The sequence below is a fragment of the Pseudomonas sp. C2B4 genome (genome assembly GCF_013359695.1).
GTDB lineage: Bacteria > Pseudomonadota > Gammaproteobacteria > Pseudomonadales > Pseudomonadaceae > Aquipseudomonas.
In genome coordinates this window covers 39321-66150 of the sequence record NZ_JABFMU010000020.1, presented here as the reverse complement: position 1 = coordinate 66150, position 26830 = coordinate 39321, and the positions used below count along the sequence as shown (strand labels likewise).

29 protein-coding genes are annotated in these 26830 nt (G+C 60.4%); 3 read left to right on the top strand and 26 right to left on the bottom strand.

The genetic code is table 11. From position 1 onward, the window contains the following. Positions 1-55: 55 nt before the first annotated feature. The 3 genes from HNQ83_RS15200 to HNQ83_RS15190 all read left to right on the top strand — a co-directional run bounded on the left by HNQ83_RS15200 (position 56) and on the right by HNQ83_RS15190 (position 1978). On the top strand, positions 56-1261 hold the full coding sequence (locus HNQ83_RS15200) for an MFS transporter (RefSeq protein ID WP_175389718.1): 1206 nt from the start codon (positions 56-58) through the stop codon (positions 1259-1261). An 84-nt stretch (positions 1262-1345) separates the two neighbouring features. Then, positions 1346-1684 (top strand): hypothetical protein, encoded by a 339-nt coding sequence (locus tag HNQ83_RS15195; RefSeq protein ID WP_175389717.1) that lies wholly within the window; start codon positions 1346-1348, stop codon positions 1682-1684. A 39-nt stretch (positions 1685-1723) separates the two neighbouring features. After that, entirely contained in the window at positions 1724-1978 is a 255-nt protein-coding gene (locus HNQ83_RS15190) for a hypothetical protein (RefSeq protein ID WP_175389716.1), read from the top strand. A gap of 132 nt (positions 1979-2110) precedes the next feature. Here the strand turns inward: HNQ83_RS15190 and HNQ83_RS15185 are convergent, their stop codons facing one another. The 26 genes from HNQ83_RS15185 to rpmF form a co-directional block, all read right to left on the bottom strand. Beyond that, the gene (locus tag HNQ83_RS15185; protein ID WP_175389715.1) at positions 2111-3040 is read right to left on the bottom strand and encodes a PfkB family carbohydrate kinase; all 930 of its coding nucleotides are present in this window, start codon (positions 3038-3040) and stop codon (positions 2111-2113) included. After that, positions 3033-4499: a cytosine permease gene (locus HNQ83_RS15180; protein WP_175389714.1), complete on the bottom strand. Its 1467-nt coding sequence runs from the start codon at positions 4497-4499 to the stop codon at positions 3033-3035. Before HNQ83_RS15180 ends, HNQ83_RS15185 begins: the two co-directional genes overlap by 8 nt. A 214-nt stretch (positions 4500-4713) precedes the next feature. Continuing rightward, entirely contained in the window at positions 4714-5712 is a 999-nt protein-coding gene (locus HNQ83_RS15175) for an ADP-ribosylglycohydrolase family protein (protein WP_175389713.1), read from the bottom strand. Then, positions 5709-6422, bottom strand: coding sequence for a GntR family transcriptional regulator (locus HNQ83_RS15170; protein WP_175389712.1), 714 nt, complete (start codon positions 6420-6422; stop codon positions 5709-5711). The genes HNQ83_RS15175 and HNQ83_RS15170 overlap by 4 nt, the downstream gene beginning before the upstream one ends. A 453-nt stretch (positions 6423-6875) precedes the next feature. Continuing rightward, complete coding sequence (gene araH, locus HNQ83_RS15165) at positions 6876-7844, bottom strand: L-arabinose ABC transporter permease AraH (RefSeq protein WP_175389741.1); 969 nt, start codon at positions 7842-7844, stop codon at positions 6876-6878. A gap of 12 nt (positions 7845-7856) precedes the next feature. Beyond that, a complete protein-coding gene (gene araG / locus HNQ83_RS15160) occupies positions 7857-9416 on the bottom strand; it encodes an L-arabinose ABC transporter ATP-binding protein AraG (protein ID WP_175389711.1) in 1560 nt (519 codons plus the stop codon). A 64-nt stretch (positions 9417-9480) separates the two neighbouring features. Beyond that, complete coding sequence (locus HNQ83_RS15155) at positions 9481-10485, bottom strand: substrate-binding domain-containing protein (RefSeq protein ID WP_175389710.1); 1005 nt, start codon at positions 10483-10485, stop codon at positions 9481-9483. Between the two features lie 132 nt (positions 10486-10617). Then, a complete protein-coding gene (locus HNQ83_RS15150; RefSeq protein WP_175389709.1) occupies positions 10618-11436 on the bottom strand; it encodes an SDR family oxidoreductase in 819 nt (272 codons plus the stop codon). A gap of 283 nt (positions 11437-11719) precedes the next feature. Further along, positions 11720-12595, bottom strand: coding sequence for an SMP-30/gluconolactonase/LRE family protein (locus HNQ83_RS15145; RefSeq protein ID WP_175389708.1), 876 nt, complete (start codon positions 12593-12595; stop codon positions 11720-11722). Positions 12596-12727: 132 nt separating this feature from the next. Beyond that, positions 12728-13444 carry a FadR/GntR family transcriptional regulator gene (locus tag HNQ83_RS15140; RefSeq protein WP_175389707.1) on the bottom strand — a complete coding sequence of 239 codons (717 nt, stop codon included), beginning with the start codon at positions 13442-13444 and terminating at the stop codon, positions 12728-12730. A gap of 191 nt (positions 13445-13635) precedes the next feature. Beyond that, positions 13636-14196, bottom strand: a complete 561-nt coding sequence (locus tag HNQ83_RS15135) for a DUF1285 domain-containing protein (protein WP_175389706.1) — start codon at positions 14194-14196, stop codon at positions 13636-13638. Between the two features lie 15 nt (positions 14197-14211). Continuing rightward, on the bottom strand, positions 14212-14820 hold the full coding sequence (locus HNQ83_RS15130; protein WP_175389705.1) for a DUF4823 domain-containing protein: 609 nt from the start codon (positions 14818-14820) through the stop codon (positions 14212-14214). 182 nt (positions 14821-15002) lie between these two features. Beyond that, entirely contained in the window at positions 15003-15971 is a 969-nt protein-coding gene (locus HNQ83_RS15125; protein WP_175389704.1) for a GTP 3',8-cyclase MoaA, read from the bottom strand. Between the two features lie 138 nt (positions 15972-16109). Next, positions 16110-16748: a TetR/AcrR family transcriptional regulator gene (locus tag HNQ83_RS15120; RefSeq protein ID WP_034149949.1), complete on the bottom strand. Its 639-nt coding sequence runs from the start codon at positions 16746-16748 to the stop codon at positions 16110-16112. Between the two features lie 342 nt (positions 16749-17090). Further along, on the bottom strand, positions 17091-17876 hold the full coding sequence (locus tag HNQ83_RS15115; protein ID WP_175389703.1) for a TatD family hydrolase: 786 nt from the start codon (positions 17874-17876) through the stop codon (positions 17091-17093). A gap of 14 nt (positions 17877-17890) precedes the next feature. Next, positions 17891-18247 carry a PilZ domain-containing protein gene (locus tag HNQ83_RS15110; RefSeq protein WP_175389702.1) on the bottom strand — a complete coding sequence of 119 codons (357 nt, stop codon included), beginning with the start codon at positions 18245-18247 and terminating at the stop codon, positions 17891-17893. Positions 18248-18289: 42 nt separating this feature from the next. Beyond that, entirely contained in the window at positions 18290-19276 is a 987-nt protein-coding gene (locus HNQ83_RS15105; RefSeq protein ID WP_175389701.1) for a DNA polymerase III subunit delta', read from the bottom strand. Continuing rightward, the gene (gene tmk / locus HNQ83_RS15100) at positions 19269-19901 is read right to left on the bottom strand and encodes a dTMP kinase (protein WP_175389700.1); all 633 of its coding nucleotides are present in this window, start codon (positions 19899-19901) and stop codon (positions 19269-19271) included. The genes HNQ83_RS15105 and tmk overlap by 8 nt, the downstream gene beginning before the upstream one ends. A gap of 19 nt (positions 19902-19920) precedes the next feature. Then, positions 19921-21201, bottom strand: a complete 1281-nt coding sequence (gene mltG / locus HNQ83_RS15095) for an endolytic transglycosylase MltG (RefSeq protein WP_175389699.1) — start codon at positions 21199-21201, stop codon at positions 19921-19923. A gap of 3 nt (positions 21202-21204) precedes the next feature. Further along, positions 21205-22020 carry an aminodeoxychorismate lyase gene (pabC, locus tag HNQ83_RS15090; protein ID WP_175389698.1) on the bottom strand — a complete coding sequence of 272 codons (816 nt, stop codon included), beginning with the start codon at positions 22018-22020 and terminating at the stop codon, positions 21205-21207. Then, a complete protein-coding gene (fabF, locus tag HNQ83_RS15085; protein WP_175389697.1) occupies positions 22020-23264 on the bottom strand; it encodes a beta-ketoacyl-ACP synthase II in 1245 nt (414 codons plus the stop codon). The genes pabC and fabF overlap by 1 nt, the downstream gene beginning before the upstream one ends. Positions 23265-23372: 108 nt before the next feature. Further along, entirely contained in the window at positions 23373-23609 is a 237-nt protein-coding gene (gene acpP, locus HNQ83_RS15080) for an acyl carrier protein (protein WP_003175607.1), read from the bottom strand. Positions 23610-23805: 196 nt separating this feature from the next. Continuing rightward, positions 23806-24546, bottom strand: a complete 741-nt coding sequence (gene fabG / locus HNQ83_RS15075; RefSeq protein ID WP_175389696.1) for a 3-oxoacyl-ACP reductase FabG — start codon at positions 24544-24546, stop codon at positions 23806-23808. Positions 24547-24562: 16 nt separating this feature from the next. After that, positions 24563-25501: an ACP S-malonyltransferase gene (gene fabD, locus HNQ83_RS15070; RefSeq protein WP_175389695.1), complete on the bottom strand. Its 939-nt coding sequence runs from the start codon at positions 25499-25501 to the stop codon at positions 24563-24565. 126 nt (positions 25502-25627) lie between these two features. Continuing rightward, on the bottom strand, positions 25628-26638 hold the full coding sequence (plsX, locus tag HNQ83_RS15065; RefSeq protein WP_175389694.1) for a phosphate acyltransferase PlsX: 1011 nt from the start codon (positions 26636-26638) through the stop codon (positions 25628-25630). Between the two features lie 4 nt (positions 26639-26642). Further along, the gene (rpmF, locus tag HNQ83_RS15060) at positions 26643-26825 is read right to left on the bottom strand and encodes a 50S ribosomal protein L32 (protein ID WP_003179396.1); all 183 of its coding nucleotides are present in this window, start codon (positions 26823-26825) and stop codon (positions 26643-26645) included. Between the last annotated feature and the right edge of the window lie 5 nt (positions 26826-26830).

Sequence of the window (26830 nt, the reverse complement as noted above, 5' to 3'; positions counted from 1 at the left end):
CGCCTGACGTGATAGATAGATGACCTGCGCATTTATCAGGTCAAGGAACCGCGTCATGTCTACCGCAACATCCCCCGTCTCCGGCAAGTTGTTCGGCCTGTTTTGCCTGGCCAGCTACTTGCTCTCGCTGTCCTATGGTTCGACCTTTTTGCTGTCGCTGCTGATCGGTTCGCGCGGGGGGAACGAGCACGATGCCGGCAGCGTGATTTCAGCAGCGATGCTCAGCACTTTTGTCGCGGTGATTGTCTCCGGACACCTGTCCGACCTGCTCGGCGCAGCCCGTTCGGTGGCGCTGTTCGGCCTCTTGCTGGTGGCCGCCAGCCTGGGCTTTGCGATGACACCGGGCTTCGGTCATCTGCTGCTGTTTTTCGGTCTGCTGCTGGGATTGGGCTGGGGGGTGTTCTACACCTTGGGGCCGATCATCGTGGCGAGCCTGGTCACACCTGCGCAGCGCGCGAAATACTTTGCCCTGCTGTCGGGCAGCATGATGACCGGGATCGGCAGCGGTCCCTTGTTGGGGCGCGCTGCGAGCGCTTTGGGCTATCCGGTGACGGCGGCGTTTTACCTCGCCGCAGCGGCCAGCCTGATCGGAGTTCTGCTGTTCTGGCGACTGAATCGACAACTGAACAGCGCCTCGGTGCAATCGACGGCGGTGTCGCGGATTTCCTGGCGGGCCGCCTCACAGGTGCTGTCGTCCCGGGCGGTATTTCCGATCATCATGGTCGGCCTCGGCGGTTGTGTGTTCGGTGGTCTGTCAAGTTTCCAGACCAGCTACGCCGCAGCACACTCGCTCGACTATTCATTGTTCTTTCTCGGATTCATGAGCGCCGCAATCAGCAGTCGCATGCTGATCGCCGGCATCGTGGTCAAGCGCGATCCGTTGCGTGCATCGTGTCTGCTGTCGGGCGTGATGATGGGCTCGATCCTGATGTTCGGCTTCGTGGTCGACGACGGCTTCAGCTATGTGCTCGCCGCAGTGATGCTCGGGGTTGGTTACGGGCTGACGTACTCGGTGATCAACGGCCTGGCGGCCAACGAGGCGCCAATCGGCACCACGGCGCAATCCCTGTTGCTGTTCAGCCTCTCGTACTTCATTGGTGTGTTTGGCTTTCCGTTGCTCGCCGGGAAAATCATCGTCGAGCAAGGGATGGCAACGCTGCTGCTCACGGTGCTCGCGGTCGCCTCGCTCAACTGGCTGATCACCGTGGGCCGGTTGATATGGCGTCGAGTCGTGACCGCCAAAGCACTGCAACAGGCCTGAACCGTTCGTCGTTCATCAGGCACCAATTGGAAACGGGGGCGGACCAACGTCAGGTAAGGACTCTGAATCAATGGAGACACCCCCATGATCCCATCCAGGCTGACCGCCCTCGCCCTTGCTGCCTTGCTGTCCCCCCTCGCCATTGCCGCGACGACTGCGTCCGGCACCGGGCCGACCAATCCGGTCGAAAGCCCCAAGGCCCCCGCCATCCAGAGCGCCCCCGGCATGAACACCAACGGCACGGGCGTCGACAGCAGCCTGCCGCCCTCTACCGGCACCGACCCGAGAACTCAAGGCAATGATATGGGGCGCCAGGGCGGCTTGAACCTGCCGGATACCCGAACGCCTGATAACGCGGGCTCCGGCATGGGTTCAAAAACCACCACCGGTGGTTCGGGTTCCGAGGGTGGTGTCAGCCAGTAGCTTTGCGCAACACCTACCCATCGCCACGAAGAGGTAACCATGAACGTCGATAAAAACCTGGAAAAAGAAGTCCTGACCCGCCTGTTGCACGCCCATCCGAGTGGTTTGGGCAAGGAAGTCCTGGACAATTATCGGGGGGAGAAAGTCGTGGCCAGTACCCTCGCCACGCTGCAGGAACGCGGGCTGATCCAACACGGCAATGTGCTGTGCAACGAAGCGGGCGAGCATTCGCTGAACCTGCCGATCAAACTCAGTGCAGCCGGCGTCGAGGCGGCACGCAAGCTGGATGTGTGACTGCCAGGCGGGTTAAGCCTGAATCTGTGGTTGAGTTTGAGGGCCCCTTCGCGAGCAGGCTCGCTCCCACACTGGATTTGTGAACGACACAAATTCCCCTGTGGGAGCGAGCCTGCTCGCGAAAGCGATGGATCAGTCGCTAAATGATTTGCTGATGAACACATCCACCTCAGCAGTCCCCGGCGATGTCGCCGGCCCCCACCGAGTCACTGCCAAAGCCGCCGCCGCATTGGCCCGTCGCGCCGCATCCAGCGCCGACAACCCCTGCGCCAACCCCGCCACAAACACCCCGGCATGGGCATCGCCCGCGCCATTGCTGTCCACCGCTTCAACCTTGAAACCCGGTACATGCCGACGCTCGGAACCCTGGTTGATCCAGCACCCCTGGGGCCCGTCACGCACCACCTTCAAGACTTTCGCCGGAAGCATCTCAGCCAGGCGATCCAGCGCTTCGCCGATATCCGACGCCCCGGTAAACCGCAGCGCCTCGACGCTGTTGCTGGTCCACAGGTCGATGCGCGCCAGCAAGGCTTGCATCAGCGGCGCATCCGGCGAATCCACCAGGGGACCTGGATCGAACACCACCTTGACCTCGGTCGGCAAGGTTCGCACCCAATCCAGCAGAGCCTGGCCCTTGCCTGCCAGCAGCAAGCTGTAGCCGCTGACGTACACGAAATCACCCGCCTCAACGGTCACTCCCGCCAGGTCCTCGGCCGTCAGATCGCCTTCGGCGCCGATGTAGGAAACGAAACTACGCTCGGCTGAAGCGTCGGTGATCGCCACGCACAATCCGGTATCCCGTTCGGCGCGATCCGCAAGGCCGATGCGGATGCCTTCGGCCGCCATCGCCTCACGGGCCAGGTCGCCGAAACGCCCGGTGCCGTGGCGCCCCAGGTAGACCACCGGCAAGCCATTGCGCGCCGCCGCGGCCATCACGTTGAAACCGCCGCCGGCTTCGAAGCTGGCGGACTGCGCCAACACATCGCCGCCCGCTTGCGGCAATTGATCCACGGCCATGACCAGGTCGATGATGACCTGGCCGGTGTGCAGCATATTAGGCATGAGCATTCTCGTTCAGTGCGGCACGACGATCCCTGGCCCCGCCCAGTACAAAGTAAACCCCGCCGGCCACCACGAAAGTCACGATCCAGCCCAGGCCGTTATGCCCCAGCCACGAGTCGGACAGGACACCCTTGAACCAGACATTTTCTGCCGTGGTGCCGATGGTGGTGAAGCTGAAACCCAGCACGATCGCCACCGCCCAGGCACTGAACGCTCGCCACTCGACGCCACCGTGATACCAGTAGGCGCTGCTTGGGCTGACGTCCAGCAGATCCTTGGGGCTGTAGTAGTGACGGTGAATCAGATCGACCACGAAAATCCCGACCCAGGCGGTGATCGGCACTGCCAGCAGGGAAATGAAGGTGATGAACGGGCCGTAGAAACTGTCGGCGATCAGCATGAAGTAAATGGAGCCGGCGAAGATCGCGACGATGTCCACCACCACTGCATAGACGCGCTTGACCTTGAGTCCCAGGGTCAGGGTGGTCAGGCCGGCGGAGTACACCGATAGGTTGTTCGACAGCAGCAGGCCGCCGAACGCGGTGATCAGGTACGGCACGGCCATCCAGGTCGGCAGCATGTCACGGATGGCGATGATCGGGTCCGTAGCCTGGGCCAGGTCATTGTTGCCCACCGACAACAGGCCGCCGAGAGTGATCAGCAGCACCAGCGGAATCCCCGCGCCGAACGCCGCTGACGCCACCAGACGCACAGCCTTGACGCTGCGGTGCTGATAGCGCGACATGTCCGCGCCGGCGTTGGCCCAACCGATCCCGGTGCCGGCGGCCATGGTGCCGATGCCGATGATCATCGCGCTCATCGGCGCCGGCGTGGCGTTGAACACCGCGCTCCAGTCGATGGTGGCGCAGAGGAAGCCGCCCACCAGGATGTTCAGCGCGCCGAACACGTAGGTTGCCCACTTCTGGATCACCAGCAGTGTGGCGTGACCGAGGCCGGACACCGACAAGGTCAACAGCACGAAAATGGCGATGAACACCAGTGTCAGCACAGGCGCGCTTTTCGCTTCCACCGGCGAGCCGAACAGGATCGAGCACAGCGACAGCAGCACGAATGCCGCCGTGGTGGTGTTGACGGTTTCCCAGCCCAGGCGCGACATCAGCGACACCAGGGTCGGGCCGATATTGCCGCGCACGCCGAAGATGGCGCGTGACAGGGTCAGGCTCGGTGCACGACCACGGCGACCGGCGATGGAGATGATCCCGACCACCGCGAAAGAACCGGCGGCACCGAGGATCGCGACGATGATCGCCTGCCAGATCGCCAACCCGCGAAAGGCCACGAGGGTCGCGCCCAGCGGCAGGCCGAGGATGGAAATGTTGGCGGCGAACCAGACCCAGAACAGTTGCAACGGATGACCATTGCACTCGGCCTCCGGCACCGGTTCGATGCCACGGGTTTCCAGTTGCCCGGCGTTCTGCCCGGCGTTCGATGAACTCATGAAAAATGCTCCTGTTGCCATTCTTGTGGTTGTGGGCAATTAGGGAAGTCGACACAACATCCCGGCGGTCCTGGCCGTGTTTGTGCATTCCGTTGCGGGTTATCAAATTGAATCGGCGGCGCGCCCTTCGCGAGCAGGCTCACTCCCACACTGGATTCGTGAACGACACAGATTCCCTGTGGGAGCGAGCCTGCTCGCGAAGAGGCCAGTCCAGTCAGCGCAAAGCTAAAAGCCCCTGCACCAACGGCTCCAGCTCCAGATCATTGACGGCCTTGACCATGTCGATCATTTCAACCGGCCAACTCTCCAGCCCCAGGCAAGCGCCAAGCATCGCACCGAGAATCGCCGCGATGGTATCGGTGTCGCCCCCCAGGCTCGCCGCCATGCACAGCGCTTCGAAGGCGGTCATTTCGCCGACGGCCACTTGCTGGGCCAGGGCAAACGACACCACCACCGACTCCTGGGAAGCCACCGAGGTGCCGATCACGTCGTACAGCAAATCGGCGAGCATCGCCTTGTCGTTGTCGACGCTGATGGTTCTTGCCCAACTGATGCGCGAAGCGATTCGTCCACCGGCCACCCAGTGGCCATGACTTTCCGCTTGCTGGGCGATCTGCTGGCCGAGGTTCAACGCCTCGCCCAGGTCCTGGCCGTTGATCCCGGCCGAGACCACCGCCGCCACCGCCGCCGCGCTGGAAATGCCCAGCGTGGTGTTGTGGGTGACCTGGCACGCCTGCACCACGGCGTCGATGAAACGCTCGGGGTCAGCAACGTTCGCAGCAATCCCCACCGGAGTGATGCGCATTGCCGCGCCATTGGTGGTGCCGTAGCGCCCGGCCTCCTCCGGCGAATGACCGGCGAGGATCATCTCGATGGCGCGCTTGGTCGAAGGCCCGAGCAGATCCTGCGAGCCCTTGGCCTGCATCTCGGCTTCCCATTCGATCAGCCGTTGGGCGAGCAGCGCCGGCTCAATCCGGCCTTTGCCGTCTAGCAACAACTGACCGACCAGGACGGCCTGCTCAGTATCATCGGTGATCGAACCCCTGGGCATGTTGGCGGCAATCGGCTGAAGGGGGCCGGCGTCTTGCAAGTCGATGATCTCGCCAAAGCGTGCCTTGATCTGAACACGGCTAAGGGATTGAGTCGGCATCCCCAAGGCATCGCCCAGGGCCAGACCGTAGAACGCGCCCAGGGCACGGTTGAGCGCCGTCATTTCATCGTTCCAAATTGCAGGTGCATGCGGAAATGCACGGGATCGAGCAGGCTTTCGACCTGCTCCATGAAGCGGTTTTGCCGGTCGTAGGTGGTGCGCAAGGCCTTGAGAAATACCGTGCCGACCGGACGCCCGAGCAGTTCGGCATCTTCGGCGTTCAACGGCTCGGCGCCGATCCATTGATCGCCGCGCTCACCGATATAGCCGTAGGCGGCCAGGGTGATGGTCAGGGAGTTGTCGATCAAACCGACCCGCGGCAGGCCTTCCAGGCCTCCGGTGGCGGGCATCAGTGAGCGTTCGAGGGAGACCAGCGTACCGTCGTTGGAACGGCGGCGACGGTCGAGGGTGATGAATTGGTCGGTGCCGAAACGGGGCAGCAGGTCAGGACGGGTGACCGCCTCCAGCCGCAGCACTTCGGTATTGACCAGCGCGCCGCTGTCGGCCAGGGCCTGGGCCCAGCCGCTGCGCTGGTCGAGCGCCACACCGTCGAACGTGACGATGGAGCCCACCCCGCTTTGCGTCGCGATGTAGTTGCGCCGTTTCAATTCGGCCAGGGCTTCACGCAAAGTACCTCGGCTGACTTTGAATTCTTGAGCCAACTGATGCTCGCCCGGCAGATGAAAACCGTCCTCCATGAGACCGCTTTCAATGCGCCGGATGAGCTCGTCGACCACCCGTTGTTTCTTGTCGAATCGTACCTGTCTAATCATGTACAAATTGATACCCGAAACCGGTTGTGACGGGCAAGGGATATTTGGGGGAAGTGACGGAAGGAGTAGTGTTTGGGTAGTAAGCAATGTGGGAGCGAGCCTGCTCGCAAAGACGCCGGCATACCCAGCATCCATGTGTCAGACCCACCGCTTTCGCGAGCAGGCTCGCTCCCACAAAGGATGTGCGGCGAACACAAAACTCTCGAACGACCCCGGTCAACTGTGGGAGCGAGCCTGCTCGCGAACGCCGGCATACCCAGCATCCATGTGTCTGACACTCCGCTTTCGCGAGCAGGCTCACTCTCACAAAGGATATGTGGCGAGCACAAGACTTTCGAACAACACCGGTCAACTGTGGGAGCGAGCCTGCTCGCGAAGGGGTCGGCACATCGAACATCCATGTGTCTGACACTCCGCTTTCGCGAGCAGGCAAGCTCCCACAGGGGATAGTGATTAGCGTTGTTTCAGGCGATCTATCACGACAGCCAACAGCAGAATCGAACCACGAATCACATACTGATAAAACGTATCGATATTCTTCAGGTTCATCGCGTTCTCGATGATCGCCAGAATCAACACCCCGGCAATCACATGCCGGATCATGCCGATCCCGCCGCTCAAGGACACCCCGCCCAACACGCACGCCGAAATCACCGTCAGCTCGAACCCCTGGCCGATCATCGGCTGGCCCGAGGTCATGCGCGATGCCAGGATCACCCCGGCCAGCGCGCCAATCACCCCGTGCACGGCGAAGATGATGATCTTGGTCCGGTCAACATTGACCCCCGCCAGTAACGCCGCTTCCTGGTTGCCGCCGATGGCCATGGTGTTGCGCCCGTAGGTGGTGTAGTTGAGCAGCCAGCCGAAGAACAGGAAACAGACGATGGTGATCAGGATCGGTACCGGTACGCCGAACAACTGGCCATTGCCGAACACGAAGAACGATTCCTGGGACACGCCTACCGCTTTGCCATTGGCGAAGATGTAAGCCAGACCGCGCACGATCTGCATGGTCGCCAGGGTGGTGATCAACGCATTGACCCGCAGCTTGGCGATCACGATGCCGTTGATCAGCCCGACAATCAGCCCCATCACCAGCGCCGCGCTGACCCCGAGGAACACGCTGTCGGTGTCGCGCATCACCACTGCGGCAACCACGCCTGCACAGGCAATCACCGACCCCACCGATAAATCGAAATGCCCGGACGCCAGGCAATACAGCATGGTGCACGCGGCGATTCCGGTGGTGGAAATCGCCAGGCCCAGGCCGCGCATGTTCAGCGGTGAAAGGAAGTTGTCGATCAACAAGGTGCAGAGCACGAAGATCCCCACGGCCGCCAGCAACATTACCCAGTCATCGAGAAAGCGCCGCAGGTCCAAGGGTTTGCGCGCAGTCGGCAGGGTTTCGTTTTGGGTTGTCATCATAGTCACCTCTCAGTTCGCCACGCCGTCAGCGCGTTGGCGCGGCAAAGCCAGTTGCAGCAGGTTGGATTCATTGGCCTGTTCGCGGCTCAGTTCGCCGCGCATCGCGCCTTCGCACAGCACCAGGATGCGGTCGGAGATGCCCATCACTTCCATCAGGTCGCTGGACACCACGATCACCGCGATGCCGCTGGCAGCCAGGTTGTGGATGATTTGGTAGATCTCGGCCTTGGCGCCGATGTCGATGCCACGGGTGGGCTCGTCGAGCAGCAGGACCTTCATCGGCATCGACAGCCAGCGACCGAGAATGGCTTTCTGCTGGTTGCCGCCGGACAGGAACTTGATCTGCTGCCCGGCGTGGGGCGTCTTCACCTTCAGCGCCTTGATCTGTTTGTCGGCGTTGTCCTTTTCCCAGAGTCCGCGAATCAGGCAGCCAAGACCGGAGTGGGCCTTGCGGGCGCTGATGTTGATGTTCTCGGCGACGCTGGCCAGCGGAATGATGCCCTCTTTCTTGCGGTCCTCTGGACACAGCAAAATCCCGGCGGCAATGGCATCGCGGGGCGAGCGCAATTTCAGCTCATGGCCGCGCAGTTCCAGGCGTCCGGCGCTGTTGCGCTCCAGGCCGCTGAGCAGGCGAAACAATTCCGTGCGCCCGGCGCCGACCAGACCGAACAGCCCGAGAATCTCGCCTTTGTGCGCCTGGAAACTCACCGGTTCGCGCAAGCCAGGTCCCAGCAGGCCATCGACCTTCAAGGCCACCGCGCCACGCGGGCGAGGCCGGTAATCGTAGATGTCCTGAATGTCGCGACCGACCATGCAGGTGACCAGTTGATCGTGGGTCAGCTCGCTCATGTCCTCGAAGGTGCGCACGTAGCGGCCGTCCTTGAACACCGTCACGGCGTTGCAGATGCGGAACACTTCCTCCATGCGATGGGAGACGTACAGCACCACTTTGCCCTCGTCCCGCAAGCGACCGATGATTGCCATCAAGCGATCGATCTCTCGCGCCGAGAGGCTGCTGGTGGGTTCGTCGAAGGCAATCACGTGGGCGCCACGGGACAGGGCCTTGGCAATCTCCACCAGTTGCCGTTGCCCGAGGGACAGGCGCCCGACTTTCTCCTGCGGGTCGATTTCGTCGGCCAGGCCCTTGAGGCAGGCCAGCGCTTGCTGACGCAAGAGGCGGCGATTGATCAGGCCGAAGCTCGCTGGCAGGTGGCCGAGAAACAGGTTTTCCGCCACGGTCATTTCCGGCACCAGGTGCAGCTCCTGGTGGATCACCGCCACGCCGCTGCCGATGCTGTCGGCCGTGGACTTGAAGTCCATCGTTTGCTCGCCGATCTGCAACGTGCCGCTGCTCGGGATATAAGCCCCCCCGAGGATTTTCAGCAGCGTAGACTTGCCGGCGCCGTTTTCGCCCATCAAGGCATGAACCTGCCCTGGATGTGCGACGAAATTAATGTTGTCCAGCGCCTTCACACCGGGAAAGGTCTTGCCGATCCCGTTGAAGCGCAAGCTGCCACTGCCACTGAAAAAATTGCCGGGCTGTTGTAGTACTTGTGTTTGTGCCTGCATAACCACCTCATCACACAGATCAGGCAGCCCCGTTGCCAGGGCCGCCGATGAAATCAACCGGCCTTCAGTTCCACAGGCCGATCTTTTCCAGTTCCTGCTTGAAGTTATCGCGGGTGATCAGCGTCACATCATCCATGGCCGTGTATTTCGCCGGTTCTTTGCCGGTGGTGACCCACTCGTACATCATGCTGGCGGTGTTGTAGCCCTCGATGTGCGGGCTCGGCAGCATCGAACCGTGGAAGCCGCTGTCGGGTTTCTTCAGCTCGCCGATGGCGTCGGTGCCGTTGATGCCGATGCCGATCACGTTCGCGGCGGCGAATCCGGCGCTCTCGGTGGCGCGCACGCCGCCCAGCACGGTGTTGTCGTTCATGCCGCCGATGATCAGGTTCTTCGCCGCACCCGGCAGTTTCACCAGCGCCGAGTTGGTGGCGTCCATGCTGCCCGGCACGTCGAGGGTTTTAAGGGCCGAGAACAGGATGTGATCCTTTGGCATGCCGGCATCTTCCAGCGCCTTGACCGAGCCGTCGGTGCGCTTCTTGCCGGTGTCGAGTTCGTTGTAGGTATTGATGACCGCGTAGGTGTCTTTCCAGTCCCAACCGCGTTTTTTCGCTTCGGCGGCCATGGCGCTGCCCTGCTTCTGGCCGACTTCGAAAGCAGCCATGCCCAGGTACGGAACGTCTTCCATGAACTTGCCGCTGGCGTCGACGAAGCGGTCATCCACGGCGATCACTTTCAAACCATTGAGCTTGGCCTTGGCCATGATCGCAGGGCCGAGGGACACATCCGGCGGGCAGATCACGAAGCCCTTGGCACCGTTGGCCGCCAGGCTGTCGATGGCCGAGAGGGTTTTCTCCCCGTCCGGCACAGCGATCTTGATCAGGGTAAAACCCTTCTCCTTCCCGGCCTTTTCCGCAAACGCCCATTCAGTCTGGAACCAGGGCTCCTCCGCCTGTTTGACCAGGAAACCGATTTTCACTTCTTCAGCCGCCAGCAGCGTGCTGCTGAGGCTGACCGCGCTGACCGCCAGAGCGGCACAGGCCAGGGAACGGATGGCTTGACGACGATTCATAAGCTGACTCCTTGTTATTTTTGTGAGCATTCTTTGAAAGCGTTCTTTGAGGCGGTGAAACCCTGCTACCAATAGTCATATCGTATGATGAATGGATTTCAGGCGTAGTTGTGCGCCTGAAATCCCGGACATTCAGTCGTGGTACATCACCGAGCGCCCACCATCGATGGTGATGCACGAAGCATTGATGAACGGCGCTTCATCGCTGGCCAGGAACACCGCAGTCATCGCCACCTCGATCGGCTGCCCGATGCGACGCGGTGGGTGCAGGTCGAATGCTCGCTGACGTTCGGCGTGAGGGTCGGCAAACCCGTTCCAGTAGTCGACGTTCAATTGGGTCTCGATATAGCCCGGCGCGATAGCGTTGACGCGAATGCCCTTGGGCGCATATTCGATGCCCAACGCGCGGGTCAGACCGAGCAGGCCGTGCTTGGCCACCGGGTACGGAAAGCAGCCCGGAATGATGTGGGTGGAATGAGTGGACGCAATGTTGATGATGCTGCCGATGCCCTGCTCGATCATCTGCGGCAATACCGCCTTGCAGCCGTACCAGGCGCCGTCGAGGTCGATGGCGAAGCAGCGCCGCCAGTCTTCCTCGGTCATTTCCAGCGGATCGCGGAACACGTTGACCCCGGCGCAGTTGACCAGCACGTCGATCCGGCCGTGACGCTCGACCGCCAATTTGGCCATGGCGTGCAGATCCTGCTGACGCGAGACGTCGGCCTTGATTGCCACGACATCGGCGCCTTTATCCCGCCAATGCGCGGCAACCTTTTCGACCTTCTCGGCCTGGATATCACTGATGATCAGCTTGGCTTGCTGGGAGGCGAAGGTGGCAACAATTGCCTCGCCGATGCCTTGGGCGGCGCCGGTCAGCAGCACGACCTTGTTTTTCAGGCGCTCGCCCTTGGGCGGTTCTGGCACCGGTGGCAAGGTTAGAGGTTCTGCCATGGATCAAGACTCCTGTTCGAAAGCACGACGAAAACCGGACACCTGGCGATGTCCGGTCATTAGCTTTGGGAAAGAAACAGGCAGGCGCGAAAACGTTTCAGCATCAGGACGGTCTGAAACGCTGACTCCGCTGGAGAGTGCGGGGAAATATCGCTGCATCACTTCACCTGTTTTGTTTTTTTAAGTGTGAGTGCGTGTAACTGAGCGTGGAACGATGGTGCCGACTATAAACCCGGCCACAATAAAATCTCAATATATAATTTTGCATCCCATATTTAGGGATTTATCCGGAAAATCGACTACAGAGCTTTCCGGGCACATCGACGCGAATGGCTAATAACGCCCCATCCAGTGGATGCCCAAGTGGACTGGCGGCACTGGTGATGTACAGGGTTTTCAAGTCGGCATCGCCGAATACGCAACTGGTCGGGCGGCTCACGGGTAACTCGATCACCCGATCGACCTCGCCATCCGGCGTCAGCCTGAGCAGGCAACTGCCATCCCATCGGGCATTCCAGATGAAGCCTTCGGCATCCATCGCCGATCCGTCCGGACCACCGCGCCGGTGGGGACCGAACCAGGGCTGCGCGGGCTCCAGACTGCCGTCAGTGCGAATGAAATGCCGATACAGCGTGCCGTCGAGGCTGTCGCTGAAATACAGGGTGGTGGCGTCATCACTCCACAGCAACGTATTGGGAATGCCCAGGCCAAGCAGCAATGGGGTCACCCGGGCGTCGCGGTCAATCCGGAACAATCCGCCGCTGCGTCGCTCAATGGGCAAGTCTTCGCCCTGCTCACCGATATTGTTTTGCATGGTGCCGAGCCAGAGCCGGCCGAAGGCATCGCAGCGGGCCTCATTGGCGCGATTGCCCGGTTGCGGGTCGGCGACGCAGAACAAGGTCAGGCGCGGTTCAAGCCCGGGTGAATCCAGATCGAGCCGATACACGCCACTGCTCAGCGTCACCAGTGCGTCGCCGCTGGCGCAGGGGATGAACGCCGATACATGCTCCGGCATCTGCCAGATCTGCACGTTGGCGCCCTTCAGACGCAGCGCTTGCTTGCCGGCGATGTCCACCCAATACAGCGCCTGGGTCGGCGCGTCCCAGAACGGGCCTTCGCCGAGTCGGGCGCGGTGTTCGGTGACTGCGGTCCACTCCATGAAACCTCCTGCATTCTTATGGCTTTTATGTGGGAGCGAGCCTGCTCGCGAAGGCGTCGTTGGATTCAACGTCCCTACTACCTGACACACCGTATTCGCGAGCGGGCTCGCTCCCACAGGGGCTCATCATTGTTAGCTGGCCTTCCTGTCAGTCATGACCTGCGGATAAAAACGCTTGATAGCCAGGTCGGCGTTGTCGATCAGGGTCATGCACGCCCAGACGCCCCGCGCGCTGTCCCGGGCGGCAATTGCGTCGGCCATGTCCTTGTGTATCGGCAAGGTGCGGCGCAGTTCGTCGGGGTCGGCGGCAGACACCTCGAAACACACCGCCAGCAAAGCGCCGAGGGCCGGGATCATTTGTTCGATGAATTGATTGTGGCTGGCCGCGAGAATGCACTCATGGAAGAGCTGGTCGGCACGGTTGTAATCGACGCCACTGTCCACCGCTCGTTCCAACGCGTTGTAGGCCAACAGAATGGCGTCCACTTGTGGGGCGGTCGCGCGCTCGCACGCCCAGCGCACCGCCATGGGTTCGATGGTGCGGCGCAGGTCGAGCAGGTCATCTACAAAGTTTTCCGGCAAGCCGCTGCGCGACAACCAGCCCACGACTTGCGGATCGAAGAGGTTCCAGCGCCGCACCGGCAACACCCGCGTGCCGACTTTCGGCCCGACTTCGAGCAGGCCCTTGGCGACCAGGGTTTTGATGGCTTCGCGAATGACCGTGCGGCTGACGCCAAGCTGTTCGCCGAGGTCGGCCTCGACCTTGAGTGTCTCGCCCGGCTTGACCTGCCCGGTGGCGATCCAGCAGCCCAGCCAATCGACCGTCGATGCGTGAAAACTGCTGGACATGGACACCTCAAAGCCGGTTGCTATGGAGGCCCACGCTAATCATCATACGATTGGGTGTCAAATTGATTTTTCGGGAAACTGCGAAGATCCAATGTGGGAGCGAGCCTGGTCGCGAAGGCGTCTGCATATCCAACATCTGCATGTCAGATCCACCGCTTTCGCGAGCAGGCTCGCTCCCACAGAGTTTTATGTCAGGGTTCAAGACCGATTCGGAAGAACTCGCCTGCGCTCCACACACCGAGCCAACGTTGCCCATCAATCTCGCGGGTAACGGCCAGTTCCACCAATTGATAGAACACGTTGCGATGGATCAGCGCTTCGAGGTTTGTGCGCACATGCACATAAGGGGACGGCTCTTGCGTGTCGGGATCGATCACCACGCGAATCGGGTGTTCGGTACCCGCGTCGGCGGTCTCATCCACATTGGTGGTGAAGCGCAGCACCTGAGCCTCACCCTCGCCTTCCACTTCCAGCGCAACGGCCACAAAGGGTGCGTCGTCGACCTTGATGCCGACCTTCTCGACCGGCGTGATGAGGAAATAATCATCACCGTCACGGCGAATGATGGTGGAGAACAGCTTGACCATCGGCTTGCGTCCGATCGGCGTGCCCAGGTAATACCAGGTGCCATCGCGGGCGATACGCATGTCGATGTCGCCGCAGAAGTCGGGGTTCCACAAGTGGACCGGTGGCAAGCCTTTGGTTTTGGGAATTTGCCCCAACAAGTCGTTGGCTTTTTGCGGGCCACTCATGGCGATCTCCTTGGATTACTGGTCGCTGAGCCCCAACAGGCTGCGAGCATACTGCTCAAGCGGCGGGCCCATCAGGTCTTCTGGTTTTTCGTCGTGGAACGTCAGCAAACCGCCACGACTCTTGATCCGTGCAGTATCAATCAAATACTGGGTGCTGGTCTCGATCAACATGATCTGAATCACGCCGGTGTCGATGCCCAGGCGATCCACGGCTTCCTGATCCAGCCACTCATCCGAGTTGCCGATGCGGTCATCGGATTTGGCGAAACGGGTATAGAGCAAGTAGTGGGCACCGACAGCGCGGGCTTCGCTCATGGCCTGGTCGAGACCTTCCGGCGCACGCGCGCGGCGGACCATCGGGAAATACTCCACAAAACCATCGAAGGCCACTTCGGCGATCACGTTGGGGCGCGGGTAAACGGCACTGCCGGGCGGCGCAAAGGCGCCCTGGGCAATGTAGACGAACGAGTCCGGCTGAATGCGCAAGTTGTTCACACGGCGGCTGTCGCTGTGGTCCAGAAAGCCGGCGTCGCTCATATGGTAGCGAGCCCCTTCGGCCATATCGCTGACATTCATGCAGCCGCCAAGCGCCAAAACGGCCAGCAGCAAAACCAGGCTACGCATCCTATCCTCCAGAGGCCGGTGACGGAAAACCGGCGAATGGCCGAAGGATGCAGATTTTGCGCCAGTCTTTAGGAGCGCGAACATTTGTGGCGAGGGGATTTATCCCCGTTGGGCTGCGAAGCGGCCCCAAAAAAGGGACTGCTGCGCAGTCCAACGGGGATAAATCCCCTCGCCACAGCCGATTAGCCGCCAATAATTTTCATGACCGTCGCGCCACCAGAGAACGCTACTTCCTGCTTGTCGCCCAAGGCTTTCACCAGCAGGCGCTGCAAGGCAGGCAATGCCTGATGACGCGGCTTGTCCAGCAAGTCGCCGACATAGTGGCGATTACTCGACGAGAGACAGCCATGCAGCCATCCCGTGGAAGAAAGACGCAGCCGTGAACAGGTTCGGCAGAAAGGAACGCTTTCGTTGGCGATCACACCGAAATACCCCTGCCCCGGAATTTCGTAGCGCACCGCCGTGGCATCCACCGGCGCATCAGCCTGCAGATACTCATAATGCTCGCCGATCAGGCTCAGTAACTGCTGGAGGCTGACGAATTGTTGCAGGAAGGCGTTGGAGTCACTGGCCAGGTGTCCCATGCGCATCAGCTCGATAAAGCGCAGCTCATAGCCGCGCTCCAGGCAGTAATCAAGCAACGGCATCACCTGATCGAGGTTCTGACCGCGCAGAGGCACCATGTTGACCTTGATCTTCATGCCAGCCGCGCGCGCCTGCTCCATACCGCCAAGCACGGTGGCCAGATCGCCGCCACGGGCAATACTGCGGAATGCGCTGGCGTCCAGGGTATCGAGGGAAACGTTGATGCGCCGAATGCCGGCGTCCACCAGCAGCGGCAGTTTTTTCGCCAGCAATTGACCGTTGGTGGTCAGGCTGATGTCTTCCAGGCCCATCCGCCCGACCGCGGTCATGAAGGTTTCGAGTTTGGGGCTGACCAGGGGTTCGCCCCCGGTGATACGCAAGCGCTCGATGCCCGCCGCTTCGATCAGATAGGCCACACCGCGCGCCATGGCTTCGGCCGACAACTCATCCTGCGCAGCCACCAGCCGCTTGCCATTGGGCACGCAATAGGTACAGGCGTAATTGCAGGCGGAGGTCAGGCTGACTCGCAAATTGCGAAAACGCCTGCCTTGACGGTCAACGATCATGGTCACTCCGGCGAAAGAATATTCGGACCGCTAAAACTTGACTCACAAATCAAGTTTTAGCAAGTCCCATGCCTGAGTATATTCCTGCGGTACTGCGCCATGTAGCGAAATAATGGCGCAATCAGGCTGCTGAATGGTTCAGCTGCTCGGGGTGTCGGTGTCGCGCTTGCGCTTGTTGCCCATGCGCACGCCGATGTCCATCAGGAACTGGAAGAAGCCTTCCTGATCTTCCAGCACATTGCTCCAGAACGGCGAGTGATACAGCGCCACGGCACCGTGCACCAGCGCCCAGGACGCGCAGTAATGGAAGTAAGGCGGCACGTCTTCGAGCTTGCCTTCGCTGATTCGGCCCTTGATCAACAGGGTCAGCCGCTCGAAGTTCGAGGCGCGGATCTTGTGCAGCTCCTCGATCATCTCCGGCACCTGATTACCCTTGACCACCTTTTCTTCCAGTCGATCGAACAAGCGATAACGTTGCGGATCGCGCATGCGGAATTCGAAATAGGCGCGGGACAGGGCTTCCTTGTCCTTGTCGACGTCGGCGGAGTGCAGCAGCTCGTTCAAATCGCGCTCGTAGTCGAGCATCAGGCGCAGGTAGATCTCGGCCTTGGACTTGAAGTGCTTGTAGATCGTGCCTTTGCCGATACCGACGGCATCAGCAATCATCTCGACGGTGACACTGTCTTCACCTTGTTCGAGGAACAGCTTGAGCGCGGTATCGAGAATTTCTTGCTCGCGGCGACGAAACTCACGGACCTTACGAGGTTCTTTATGCATAAGAAAAGGTCTGTAGGGGTCAAAATTCGAAGCCGCGTATTATGCCTAAATTACGCAAAAATGCACGGATCATCCGACCATATCTGTGTTTCTTGAGTATTTCCCGCAAGGCCCCAAGCTGATGAGAACTCTTCTGAAGCGCCCGTATTCCAAATTTGTTTAAAAACCGCAGCCGACAAACTGGACTGGGTGAAATACTGATCAATACTTGAACTGTCGGCGGGGCATCTCCCCCAAGTGTCACGCCGATATTGGTACCAACGGACCGCGTACCATTGTTTTACTCCTAATGGTCTTAACCCGGATTCACCCCCCAGAACCCGGGTTTTTTTTGCCTGCGATTTAACCTTTCACATGGGCCAGCGGGAACAGACGCTTGAAGTTATCCGTCGTCTGTTCGGCAAACCGCTCGTAGGATTCACCACGCAACATGGCCAGAAACTCTGCCACTTCCCGCACATACTGCGGCAAGTTCGGCTTGCCGCGATACGGGATCGGCGCCAGGTACGGTGAGTCGGTTTCCACCAGCAATCGGTCGGCCGGCACCTTGCTGGCCACATCGCGCAACGCATCGGCATTACGGAACGTGACGATTCCGGAGAGGGAGATGTAGTAGCCCATGTCCAGCGCCGCCTTGGCCATGTCCCAGTCCTCGGTGAAGCAATGCAACACGCCTGCCTGGGAAAGTGCCGCTTCACGCAACAGGTTCAAGGTATCGGCGCGGGCGCCACGGGTGTGAATGATCACCGGTTTGCCGGTCTGCTGCGCGGCCTGCAAATGCAATCTGAAGGATTCTTGCTGCAACGCTGCCGCTTCCGGCTCGTAGTGGTAATCCAGGCCCGTTTCGCCAATGGCCACCACGCGCGGGTGATTGAGCTCCTGTAACAGCCAATCCAGCGCAGGCGCCGCACCCGGTTGCACGTCCAAAGGATGCACGCCAACCGAACAGTCGACATCCTCATAGCGTTCGGCCAGGGCTTTGACGTCGGCGGCGTTGTCGGCGCTGACACCGATACAGAGAAAGTGCCCTACCCCGCGCTGGCGGGCCGCATCGAGGGCGGCATCCAGGGAGCCGTCATGAGCGGCAAGGTCGAGGCGGTCAAGGTGACAATGGGAATCTACGAGCATAAAAGGACTGCAACTTACATCGTATGGGTGGGACGGTCGGACTTCAGGGCTCCGGCCAGATGAGTTTCGATTCGACTGCGCGCGGTGTTGTCGCCTTCGTTGAACTGTACGCCAACCCCGGCGGCGCGATTACCCTGGGCGCCTTTTGGGGTGACCCACGTGACTTTGCCGGCTACCGGGATCTTTTCCGGTTCATCGAACAAATGCAGCAACATGAATACCTCATCGCCCAACTTGTAGCTTTTGTTGGTCGGGATAAACAGGCCGCCGTTCTTGATGAATGGCATGTAGGCCGCATAAAGCACGGACTTGTCCTTGATGGTCAGGGACAAGATACCGTTGCGTGGCCCCGGACTGACAGTTTCATTCATGCTGACCTCCACTGCTGACGATCAGAGTCTAGGCACAGACTATTACCTTTGGGTAGGCAACGTCGCCCATTGCACCAGCAGCGCCTCCAGCAGCAACACTCGATTGAGGTTGGCCTTGCTCAATACTTTCTGGCGCTGGGCGAGGATCCAGTCCTGAATATTCAAGACCTTGTCCTGCCCGGTTTTTTGCGCCAGGTATTGAATCACCTTGCGCATATCCGGTAGCCCGAGCCCCTCTTCATCCTGGGTCAGCTGATAGCGAAGGATCAGGCTCGACCAGTCGCAGAACCAGTCGAACAACAGCAGCAACGGAATCGCATTCCAGCCTTCGGCCAGTTGTGTCGGCGATTGTTGCTGCTTGAGCAGCTTCTTCACCCCATCGACCACCTGCGCGCGCTGTTCGCGCACACCCTGGGCGTGCAGATTGACGCCGGCCAATGGCGAGCCGGCCGCGAGGGTCAGCAACTCGATGCGCTCTTCTTCGGAACAGTCCGGGAGAGCCTTGGCCAGCCACGCCAGACTCATGGCTTCACTCGGCAGCGGACACGCCTGCTGCACGCAGCGACTCTTGATGGTGGGCAACAGACGACTGGGCTGATGGCTGACCAGCAGCAAGACTGTGTCGCCAGAAGGCTCTTCAAGGCTTTTGAGCAGGGCGTTGGCGGCGTTGATATTCATCGACTCGACCGGCTCGATCAACACCACTTTACGCCCGCCCAGCTGTGCGGTCTGGACCACGAAACTCACCAGATCCCGGACCTGATCGACCTTGATCGCCTTGTCGGCTTCTTCCGGCTCCAGAATGTAGTTATCCGGGTGGCTGCCAGCCTTGAGCAGCAGGCAGGACTTGCATTCGCCACAGGCCCCCTGAGCCGTCGGGCGCTGGCACAACAGGCTGGCCATCAAGCGCTCGGCCAGCGCCCGCTTGCCGATGCCGGCCGGACCATGCAACAAATACGCGTGAGCGTGCTGCGTACGGCCGGCCAACTGCTGCCAGAGACTGTCCTGCCAGGGGTAGGCTTCAGCCACGGCTCAACTCCAGCAGGCGCGGCAACAAGGCGTCCAGGGATTGCTGAACCTGCGCCAGCGGTTGCGCGGCATCGATCAACACGTAGCGCGCTGGCTCCGCTGCAGCGCGCTTGAGGAAGGCACTGCGCACGGCATCGAAAAAGGTCCGGCCTTCGAGTTCGAAGCGATCCAGCCGTCCACGGGCGCTGGCGCGGGCCAGACCCACTTCAACCGGCAAGTCGAAAATCAGCGTCAGGTCGGGACGCAGATCGCCCTGCACAAAGGTTTCCAGCGTGGCGATACGTTCCAGCGACAAGCCGCGACCGCCGCCCTGGTAGGCATAGGTCGAATCGGTAAATCGATCACACAACACCACTGCACCACGGGCCAATGCCGGGCGAATGACCTCGGCCAGGTGCTGGGCGCGCGCAGCGAACACCAGCAGCAACTCCGTGTCCGGATTCATCACTTCATCGACCGGCGCCAACAGCACCTCACGGATGCGCTCGGCCAGTGGCGTGCCACCCGGTTCGCGGGTCAGCACCACTTCGATACCGGCGGCGCGGAGGCGCTCGGCCAGGTATTCGCGATTGGTGCTTTTGCCGGCCCCTTCCGGGCCTTCCAGCGTAATAAACAAGCCAGTCACAGGCAGTCCTTAGTCAGATTCATTGCGGGCCTTGCGGTGCAGTTACCGCCGGCTCGGGGGCTGGCGCCGGTGTGGATTCAGGCGCGGGCTCTTGCGGCTGTACCGGTGGCAGAACCTCGGGCACGGTATTGGGTGAAGAGGCCGGGATCGGTGCCTGGTCCTGCTGAGCCTGAGACTCGGAAGCTGGAGCTTCCGCGGTTTGAGATGGCGGAGCCTCCGCCGCCTGAGTTTCCTCTACCGGGGCTTGCGTTGTCTCGGACGCGCCGACCGGCGCCGGGCTGGAACGATAGTCAGCGCGGCGCTTGAGCTGGAACTCCCGCACGGCATTGTTATGGGCGTCCAGGTCATCGGAGAACACATGGCTGCCATCACCGCGCGCCACGAAATAAAGGCTGCTGCCCGCTACAGGATTCAGTGCCGCATGGATCGCTTCACGGCCAACCATCGCAATCGGGGTAGGCGGCAGTCCTGCAATCACATAGGTGTTGTAAGGCGTCGGTTCCTTGAGATGGGCGCGTGTCAATTTGCCACTGTAGCGATCACCCAAACCATAGATCACTGTCGGGTCCGTCTGCAGCAACATGCCGATCGCCATGCGTCGCACGAACACGCCGGCAATCTGCCCACGCTCCTGCGGCACGCCGGTCTCTTTCTCCACCAGCGAGGCCATGATCAGGGCTTGATAGGGTTCAGTGTACGGCACGTCGGCCGAGCGCTGGTTCCATTCCTTGGCCAACACCTCGTCGAGGCGGTCGTAGGCTGTTTTCAACAGCTCGGTGTCGGTCATGCCGCGCACGAAGCGATAAGTGTCGGGGAAGAATCGCCCTTCAGGGAAAATCCCCGAATGGCCGAGCTTGTCCATGACCTGGCTGTCGCTCAAACCCTCCAGGGTATGCTCAAGTTTCTCTTCCTTGGCCAACGCCGCTCGGACCTGATGGAAGTTCCAGCCTTCGACCAGTGTCACGCTGTACTGCACCATTTCCCCACGCTTCCACAGATCGATCAGACCTTCGACGGTCATGCCGGGAAGCATGCGGTATTCGCCACTGTGCAGCGGTTGTTTAGGCAAATTGAAGCGCCAATACACGCGCAACCAGAACGCGTCCTTGATGAGGCCATCGGCTTCAAGTCGCAGGAAGGTGCGGTTCGGTGTGGTGCCTTTGGGCACCTCCAGCAGTTCTTCCTGAGTGATATTCAACGGCTGCACCAGCGCCGAATGAATTTTCCAGGCGGAAGCGCCCAACATCAGCCCCGCCAGAACCAGTCCGGTTTCCAGCAGCAGCAAGAATTTACGTCTCACGTATCAAGCATCCAGTAGCGCGCGGGCAATGGTTTGGAGTTTACGGGTGAGCGGCCCAACCGGCCAGCTCAGAGCGGCATAGGCACGCACCGGCCAAACGCCATATACGCTGTTGCAGACAAAGACTTCGTCAGCGCCTTGCAGCTGCTCAAGCGTGATATCGGTGATTTGGATCGGGATGGCCAAAGCTTCGGCCTGAGACAATAACTCGGCACGCATCACACCTTCTACGCCGCAGTAGCTCAAATCCGCTGTGATCAACACACCGTCACGCACCAGGAACAGGTTGCTGAACACACCCTCGATCACGCGACCGGCCTGATCGAGCATCAAGCCTTCGGCATGTTCGGCGTCCTGCCATTCGGCGCGCGCCATCACCTGCTCAAGACGGTTCAAGTGCTTGAGACCTGCGAGAAGGGGCTGAAGGGAAAGTCGTGTGGTGCACGGGAACAGCCGAATGCCCTGCTCCGCATGGGCGGCCGGGTAAACCGCTGGAGAATTACCCGACAGGATTCGACGGGCCTGGGCCGAAGGATCGAAAGCGTACCCCCGCTGGCCGTCGCCACGGGTAACGATCAGCTTGAGTACACCTTCTTTCAATTGCTCGGCATAGGTCAGCAATTCCGCGACCACGGCAGCCTGATCCAGATTGATTGCCAGGCGCCGGCAGCCTTTGGCCAGCCGCACCAGATGACGATCCAGCAGAACTGGGAAGCCATCATGCACGGCAATGGTCTCGAACAGCCCATCGCCGTACGCCAGGCCGCGATCTTTCAGCGACAGTGCGTCAGCCGGCTGACCATCGACCCAGGTGTCCATCAACCTGCGAACCGGCGGAACACCAGCGATCCGTTGGTACCACCAAAACCGAAGGAGTTGGACAGAACCACGTCAATATCCATGTTGCGCGCGGTGTGCGGCACGAAATCGAGGTCGCAGCCTTCATCCGGCTCATCGAGGTTGATGGTCGGTGGCGCTACCTGACTGTTGATTGCCAGCACGCTGAAGATTGCCTCGACCGCGCCCGCCGCACCCAGCAGGTGACCGGTCATGGACTTGGTCGAACTGACGGCCAGCTTGTAGGCATGATCGCCGAACACGGTCTTGATCGCCTGGGCCTCAGCGAGGTCACCGGCCGGGGTCGAAGTGCCGTGGGCGTTGATGTAATTCACCTGATCGCCGTTGATCTTCGCATCGCGCAAGGCGTTGGTGATGCAACGGGCAGCGCCCGCGCCATCGGCTGGCGGCGACGTCATGTGGTAGGCGTCGCCACTGGTGCCGAAACCGATCAGCTCGGCATAGATGGTCGCGCCGCGGGCCTTGGCGTGCTCCAGCTCTTCGAGCACCAGCGCACCGGCACCGTCGGAAAGCACGAAGCCATCACGGCCCTTGTCCCATGGACGGCTCGCGCGAGTCGGCTCGTCGTTGCGGGTCGACAGCGCGCGGGAAGCACCGAAGCCGCCCATGCCCAGACCGCAGGCCGCCATCTCGGCACCGCCGGCAATCATCACGTCGGCTTCGTCGTACATGATATTGCGAGCCGCCATGCCGATGCAGTGCGTACCGGTGGTACATGCCGTGGCGATAGCGTAGTTAGGTCCCTGTGCCCCCAGATGGATGGACAGGAAACCGGAAATCATATTGATGATCGAGCCTGGCACGAAAAACGGAGAAATCCGACGCGGGCCGGTCTCATGCAGGGTGCGACTGGTTTCTTCGATATTGGTCAGACCGCCAATACCCGAGCCCATGGCAACACCGATGCGCTCACGGTTGGCGTCGGTGACTTCCAGACCGGCGTTGCGCACTGCCTGAAAGCCTGCGGCCAGGCCGTACTGAATGAACAGGTCGAGTTTGCGGGCTTCCTTGACCGACAGGTACTCCTCGACATTGAAGCCCTTTACCGAGCCGCCAAAACGGGTGGAATAGGCAGAAAGGTCGGTGTGTTCGATCAGACCAATGCCACTGCGGCCAGCCAGAATGCCCTGCCAGCTGCTTGGCACATCCGTGCCCAGTGGCGACAACATACCCATACCGGTGACTACGACGCGTCTACGCGACACAGCACTCTCCTTTTTTCAAATGACGACTTTGCATCAGGCCTAAAGAAAAAACCGCACGCCATGCGGCAGTGCGGTTTTTCCATGACAGCGAGCAACGATTACAAACTGTTACGCCTGGTGGCTAGTAACGTAATCGATAGCAGCTTGTACAGTAGTGATCTTCTCAGCTTCTTCGTCAGGGATTTCGGTCTCGAATTCCTCTTCCAGAGCCATCACCAGCTCAACGGTGTCAAGGGAGTCAGCACCCAGGTCTTCAACGAAGGAAGCAGTGTTGACCACTTCTTCTTCTTTAACGCCCAGTTGCTCGGCAACGATTTTCTTGACGCGCTCTTCGATGGTGCTCATACCTTGTTTTCACTCCTAATGGACAAATTCAGGCAGCTGGCCGGTGGGTAAGTGTATAGAAAGACTTTTCAGCTTTTCAACTGAAAGCTTCACTCCTCAAACCCGGCGACCCTCTGCCTATAAATAGATTGCAGCTTTATAACGGATTTTAGACAGCTCGTATGACATTTTTTTGAAGCAATCCGTCACATTTAACTTACATGTACATCCCGCCGTTCACCGGGATTGTAGCCCCGGTCACGTAGGCTGCACCGTCGGACGCAAGAAAAGCGACCACGGACGCGATCTCTTGAGCTTGCCCCAGACGACCCAGCGGAATCTGCGTCTGCAAGGCTTCACGCTGCGCTTCCGGCAATTCGCGGGTCATATCGGTGTCGATGAACCCTGGGGTCACCGAGTTGACCGTAATCGAACGCGAACCGACTTCACGCGCCAGCGCGCGGCTGAAACCTTCCAGACCGGCCTTGGCGGCGGCATAGTTTACTTGGCCTGCGTTGCCCATGGCACCCACAACCGAGCCAATACTGATAATTCGTCCCCAACGGGCCTTGGTCATACCGCGCAAAACGCCCTTGGACAGGCGATACAGACTGTTCAGATTGGTATCGACAACGTCATACCACTCGTCGTCTTTCATGCGCATCATCAGGTTATCCCGGGTGATGCCGGCATTATTCACCAGGATCGTCGGGGCTCCGAACTGCTCCTGAATGCTCGCCAGCACGGCCGATACGGACTCGTCGCTGGTGACATTGAGCTCAAGGCCAGTGCCTTGAATGCCGTTTTCCTTCAGGGTGGCGGCGATGCGCTCGGCCCCAGAGGCGGAGGTCGCGGTGCCAACAACGATGGCGCCCTGACGACCCAGTTCCAGGGCGATAGCCTGGCCGATACCGCGGCTCGCACCGGTAACCAGTGCAACTTTACCTTGCAGACTCATGCAAGCTTCTCCTGATTCAAGCCAACGCTGCACGGGCGGCAGCGAAAGCATCTGGGGTATTGAGGTTGGAAGTCGATACGCCATCGGCGCAGCGTTTGTTCAGACCGGCCAGCACTTTGCCAGGGCCGCACTCGACCAGATTGGTCGCGCCCTTGGCTGCCAGCGCCTGGACCGATTCGACCCAGCGTACAGGCTTGTAAAGCTGCTCAAGCAGATCGCGCTTGAGGGTTTCGAGATCGGCAGGCACATCGGCACTGACGTTCTGCACCACAGGAATCTGCGGCGCCTGCCAGTCGATCGCAGCGATCGATTCGGCAAAACGCTCGGCGGCCGGACGCATCAGTTCGCAGTGGGACGGCACGCTGACCGGCAACGGCATCGCGCGCTTGGCGCCGCGAGCCTTGCAGCCTTCGATGGCGCGCTCGACCGCCGCCTTGGCACCGGCGATCACCACCTGACCCGGGGAGTTGAAGTTGACGGCACTGACCACGTCACCTTGCGCCGCTTCGGCACAGGCTGCCAGCACGTCGGCATCGTCCAGGCCCAGGATGGCGGCCATGCCGCCCTGCCCGGCTGGAACAGCTTCCTGCATCAGCTGACCGCGACGCTCAACGAGTTTCACCGCATCGCCCAGGCTCAGGCCGCCTGCCGCGACCAACGCGCTGTATTCACCCAGGCTGTGACCGGCAACATAAGCCGGACGCGCGCCACCTTCCGCCAGCCACAGGCGCCACAAAGCGATCGAGGCGGTCAGGATGGCCGGTTGGGTTTTATCGGTTTGATTGAGTTGCTCTTCCGGCCCTTGCTGGGTCAGTGCCCACAGGTCATAGCCCAAAGCATCGGAAGCTTCTTTGAATGTTTCGAGGACAACCGGATGTTGCGCGCCCAACTCGGCCAGCATGCCGAGGGACTGCGAACCTTGTCCCGGAAAGACGAATGCGAGGGAAGCAGACATGTAACAAGCCCCTAATGATCTTGTCGTCGGAGAATTGACGTCCCGCTTTGGGGGACGCAAGAAACTGACAGTTGGATGGCCAAATGAACTGAGCGGTCACATTTAAGCATTGTCCGACGAAAACGCCTAAAGCAACAAATCCTCCAGACGACCGTGAATCCGTTCCGGCAGGTTTTCCTGAATCTCGATCAGGGCACGCGAAATTGCACTCTGAAACCCCTGCACTCCGGCAGAACCGTGACTTTTCACCACAATGCCCTGCAGACCAAGAAAGCTCGCTCCGTTGTGCCGCGCCGGCGCCAGATCGGCTTGCAGACGCTTCATCAACGGCAGGGCCAACGCACCGACCATGCGCGATGGCAGGCTTTTCTTGAACAGCGCTTCGATGCGCCCGGCAATCATGGTCGCCAGCCCCTCGCTAGACTTGAGCAGAATGTTGCCGACAAAACCGTCACACACCACTACATCCGCCTCGCCGCGGTACAAGCCGTCACCCTCGACAAAACCGATGTAGTTGATACCTCGAGCGCCCTGCAACAGGGTGGCGGCCAGCTTAACCTGCTGGTTGCCCTTGATGTCTTCGGTGCCGATGTTCAGCAAGGCCACCCGCGGACGAACGATGCCCAGGGTTTCAGCTGCCACCGACCCCATCACTGCAAACTGCAACAGATGCTCGGCACTGCAATCGACATTGGCGCCCAAATCCAGCAACTGGCAATAGCCCTTCTGCGTGGGGATCGCCGCGACCATGGCCGGCCGATCGATACCTGGTAAGGTCTTGAGCACGAATCGCGACAACGCCATCAGCGCACCGGTATTACCGGCACTGACACACGCCTGGACCTTGCCATCGCGCAACAACTCAAGTGCCACGCGCATCGACGAATCAGGCTTGCCGCGCAGGGCCTGGGCAGGCTTTTCATCCATGGTGATGACTTCGGACGCCGGAGCAATCGACAGGCGTGCGCGATCCACAGCCGACTGGCCAGCGATCAATTCTTCAAGGAGGGAGGGTTGACCAACGAGGGTCAGGTGCAGCGAGGGGGTTGCAGACAGGCAAGCAAGGCTGGCCTGAACAATGCTGCGGGGACCGAAGTCCCCGCCCATTGCGTCAATCGCGATGACTTGAGCGGACAAGTGATTACTCGTCAGCGCCCTTGTCGATCACTTTACGGCCACGGTATACGCCTTCTGGCGATACGTGGTGACGCAGGTGAACTTCACCAGTGGTTTTTTCTACAGACAGGGTGCTAGCCTCGAGAGCGTCGTGCGAACGGCGCATGTCACGGGCAGAGCGGGATTTTTTGTTCTGCTGAACAGCCATAATTG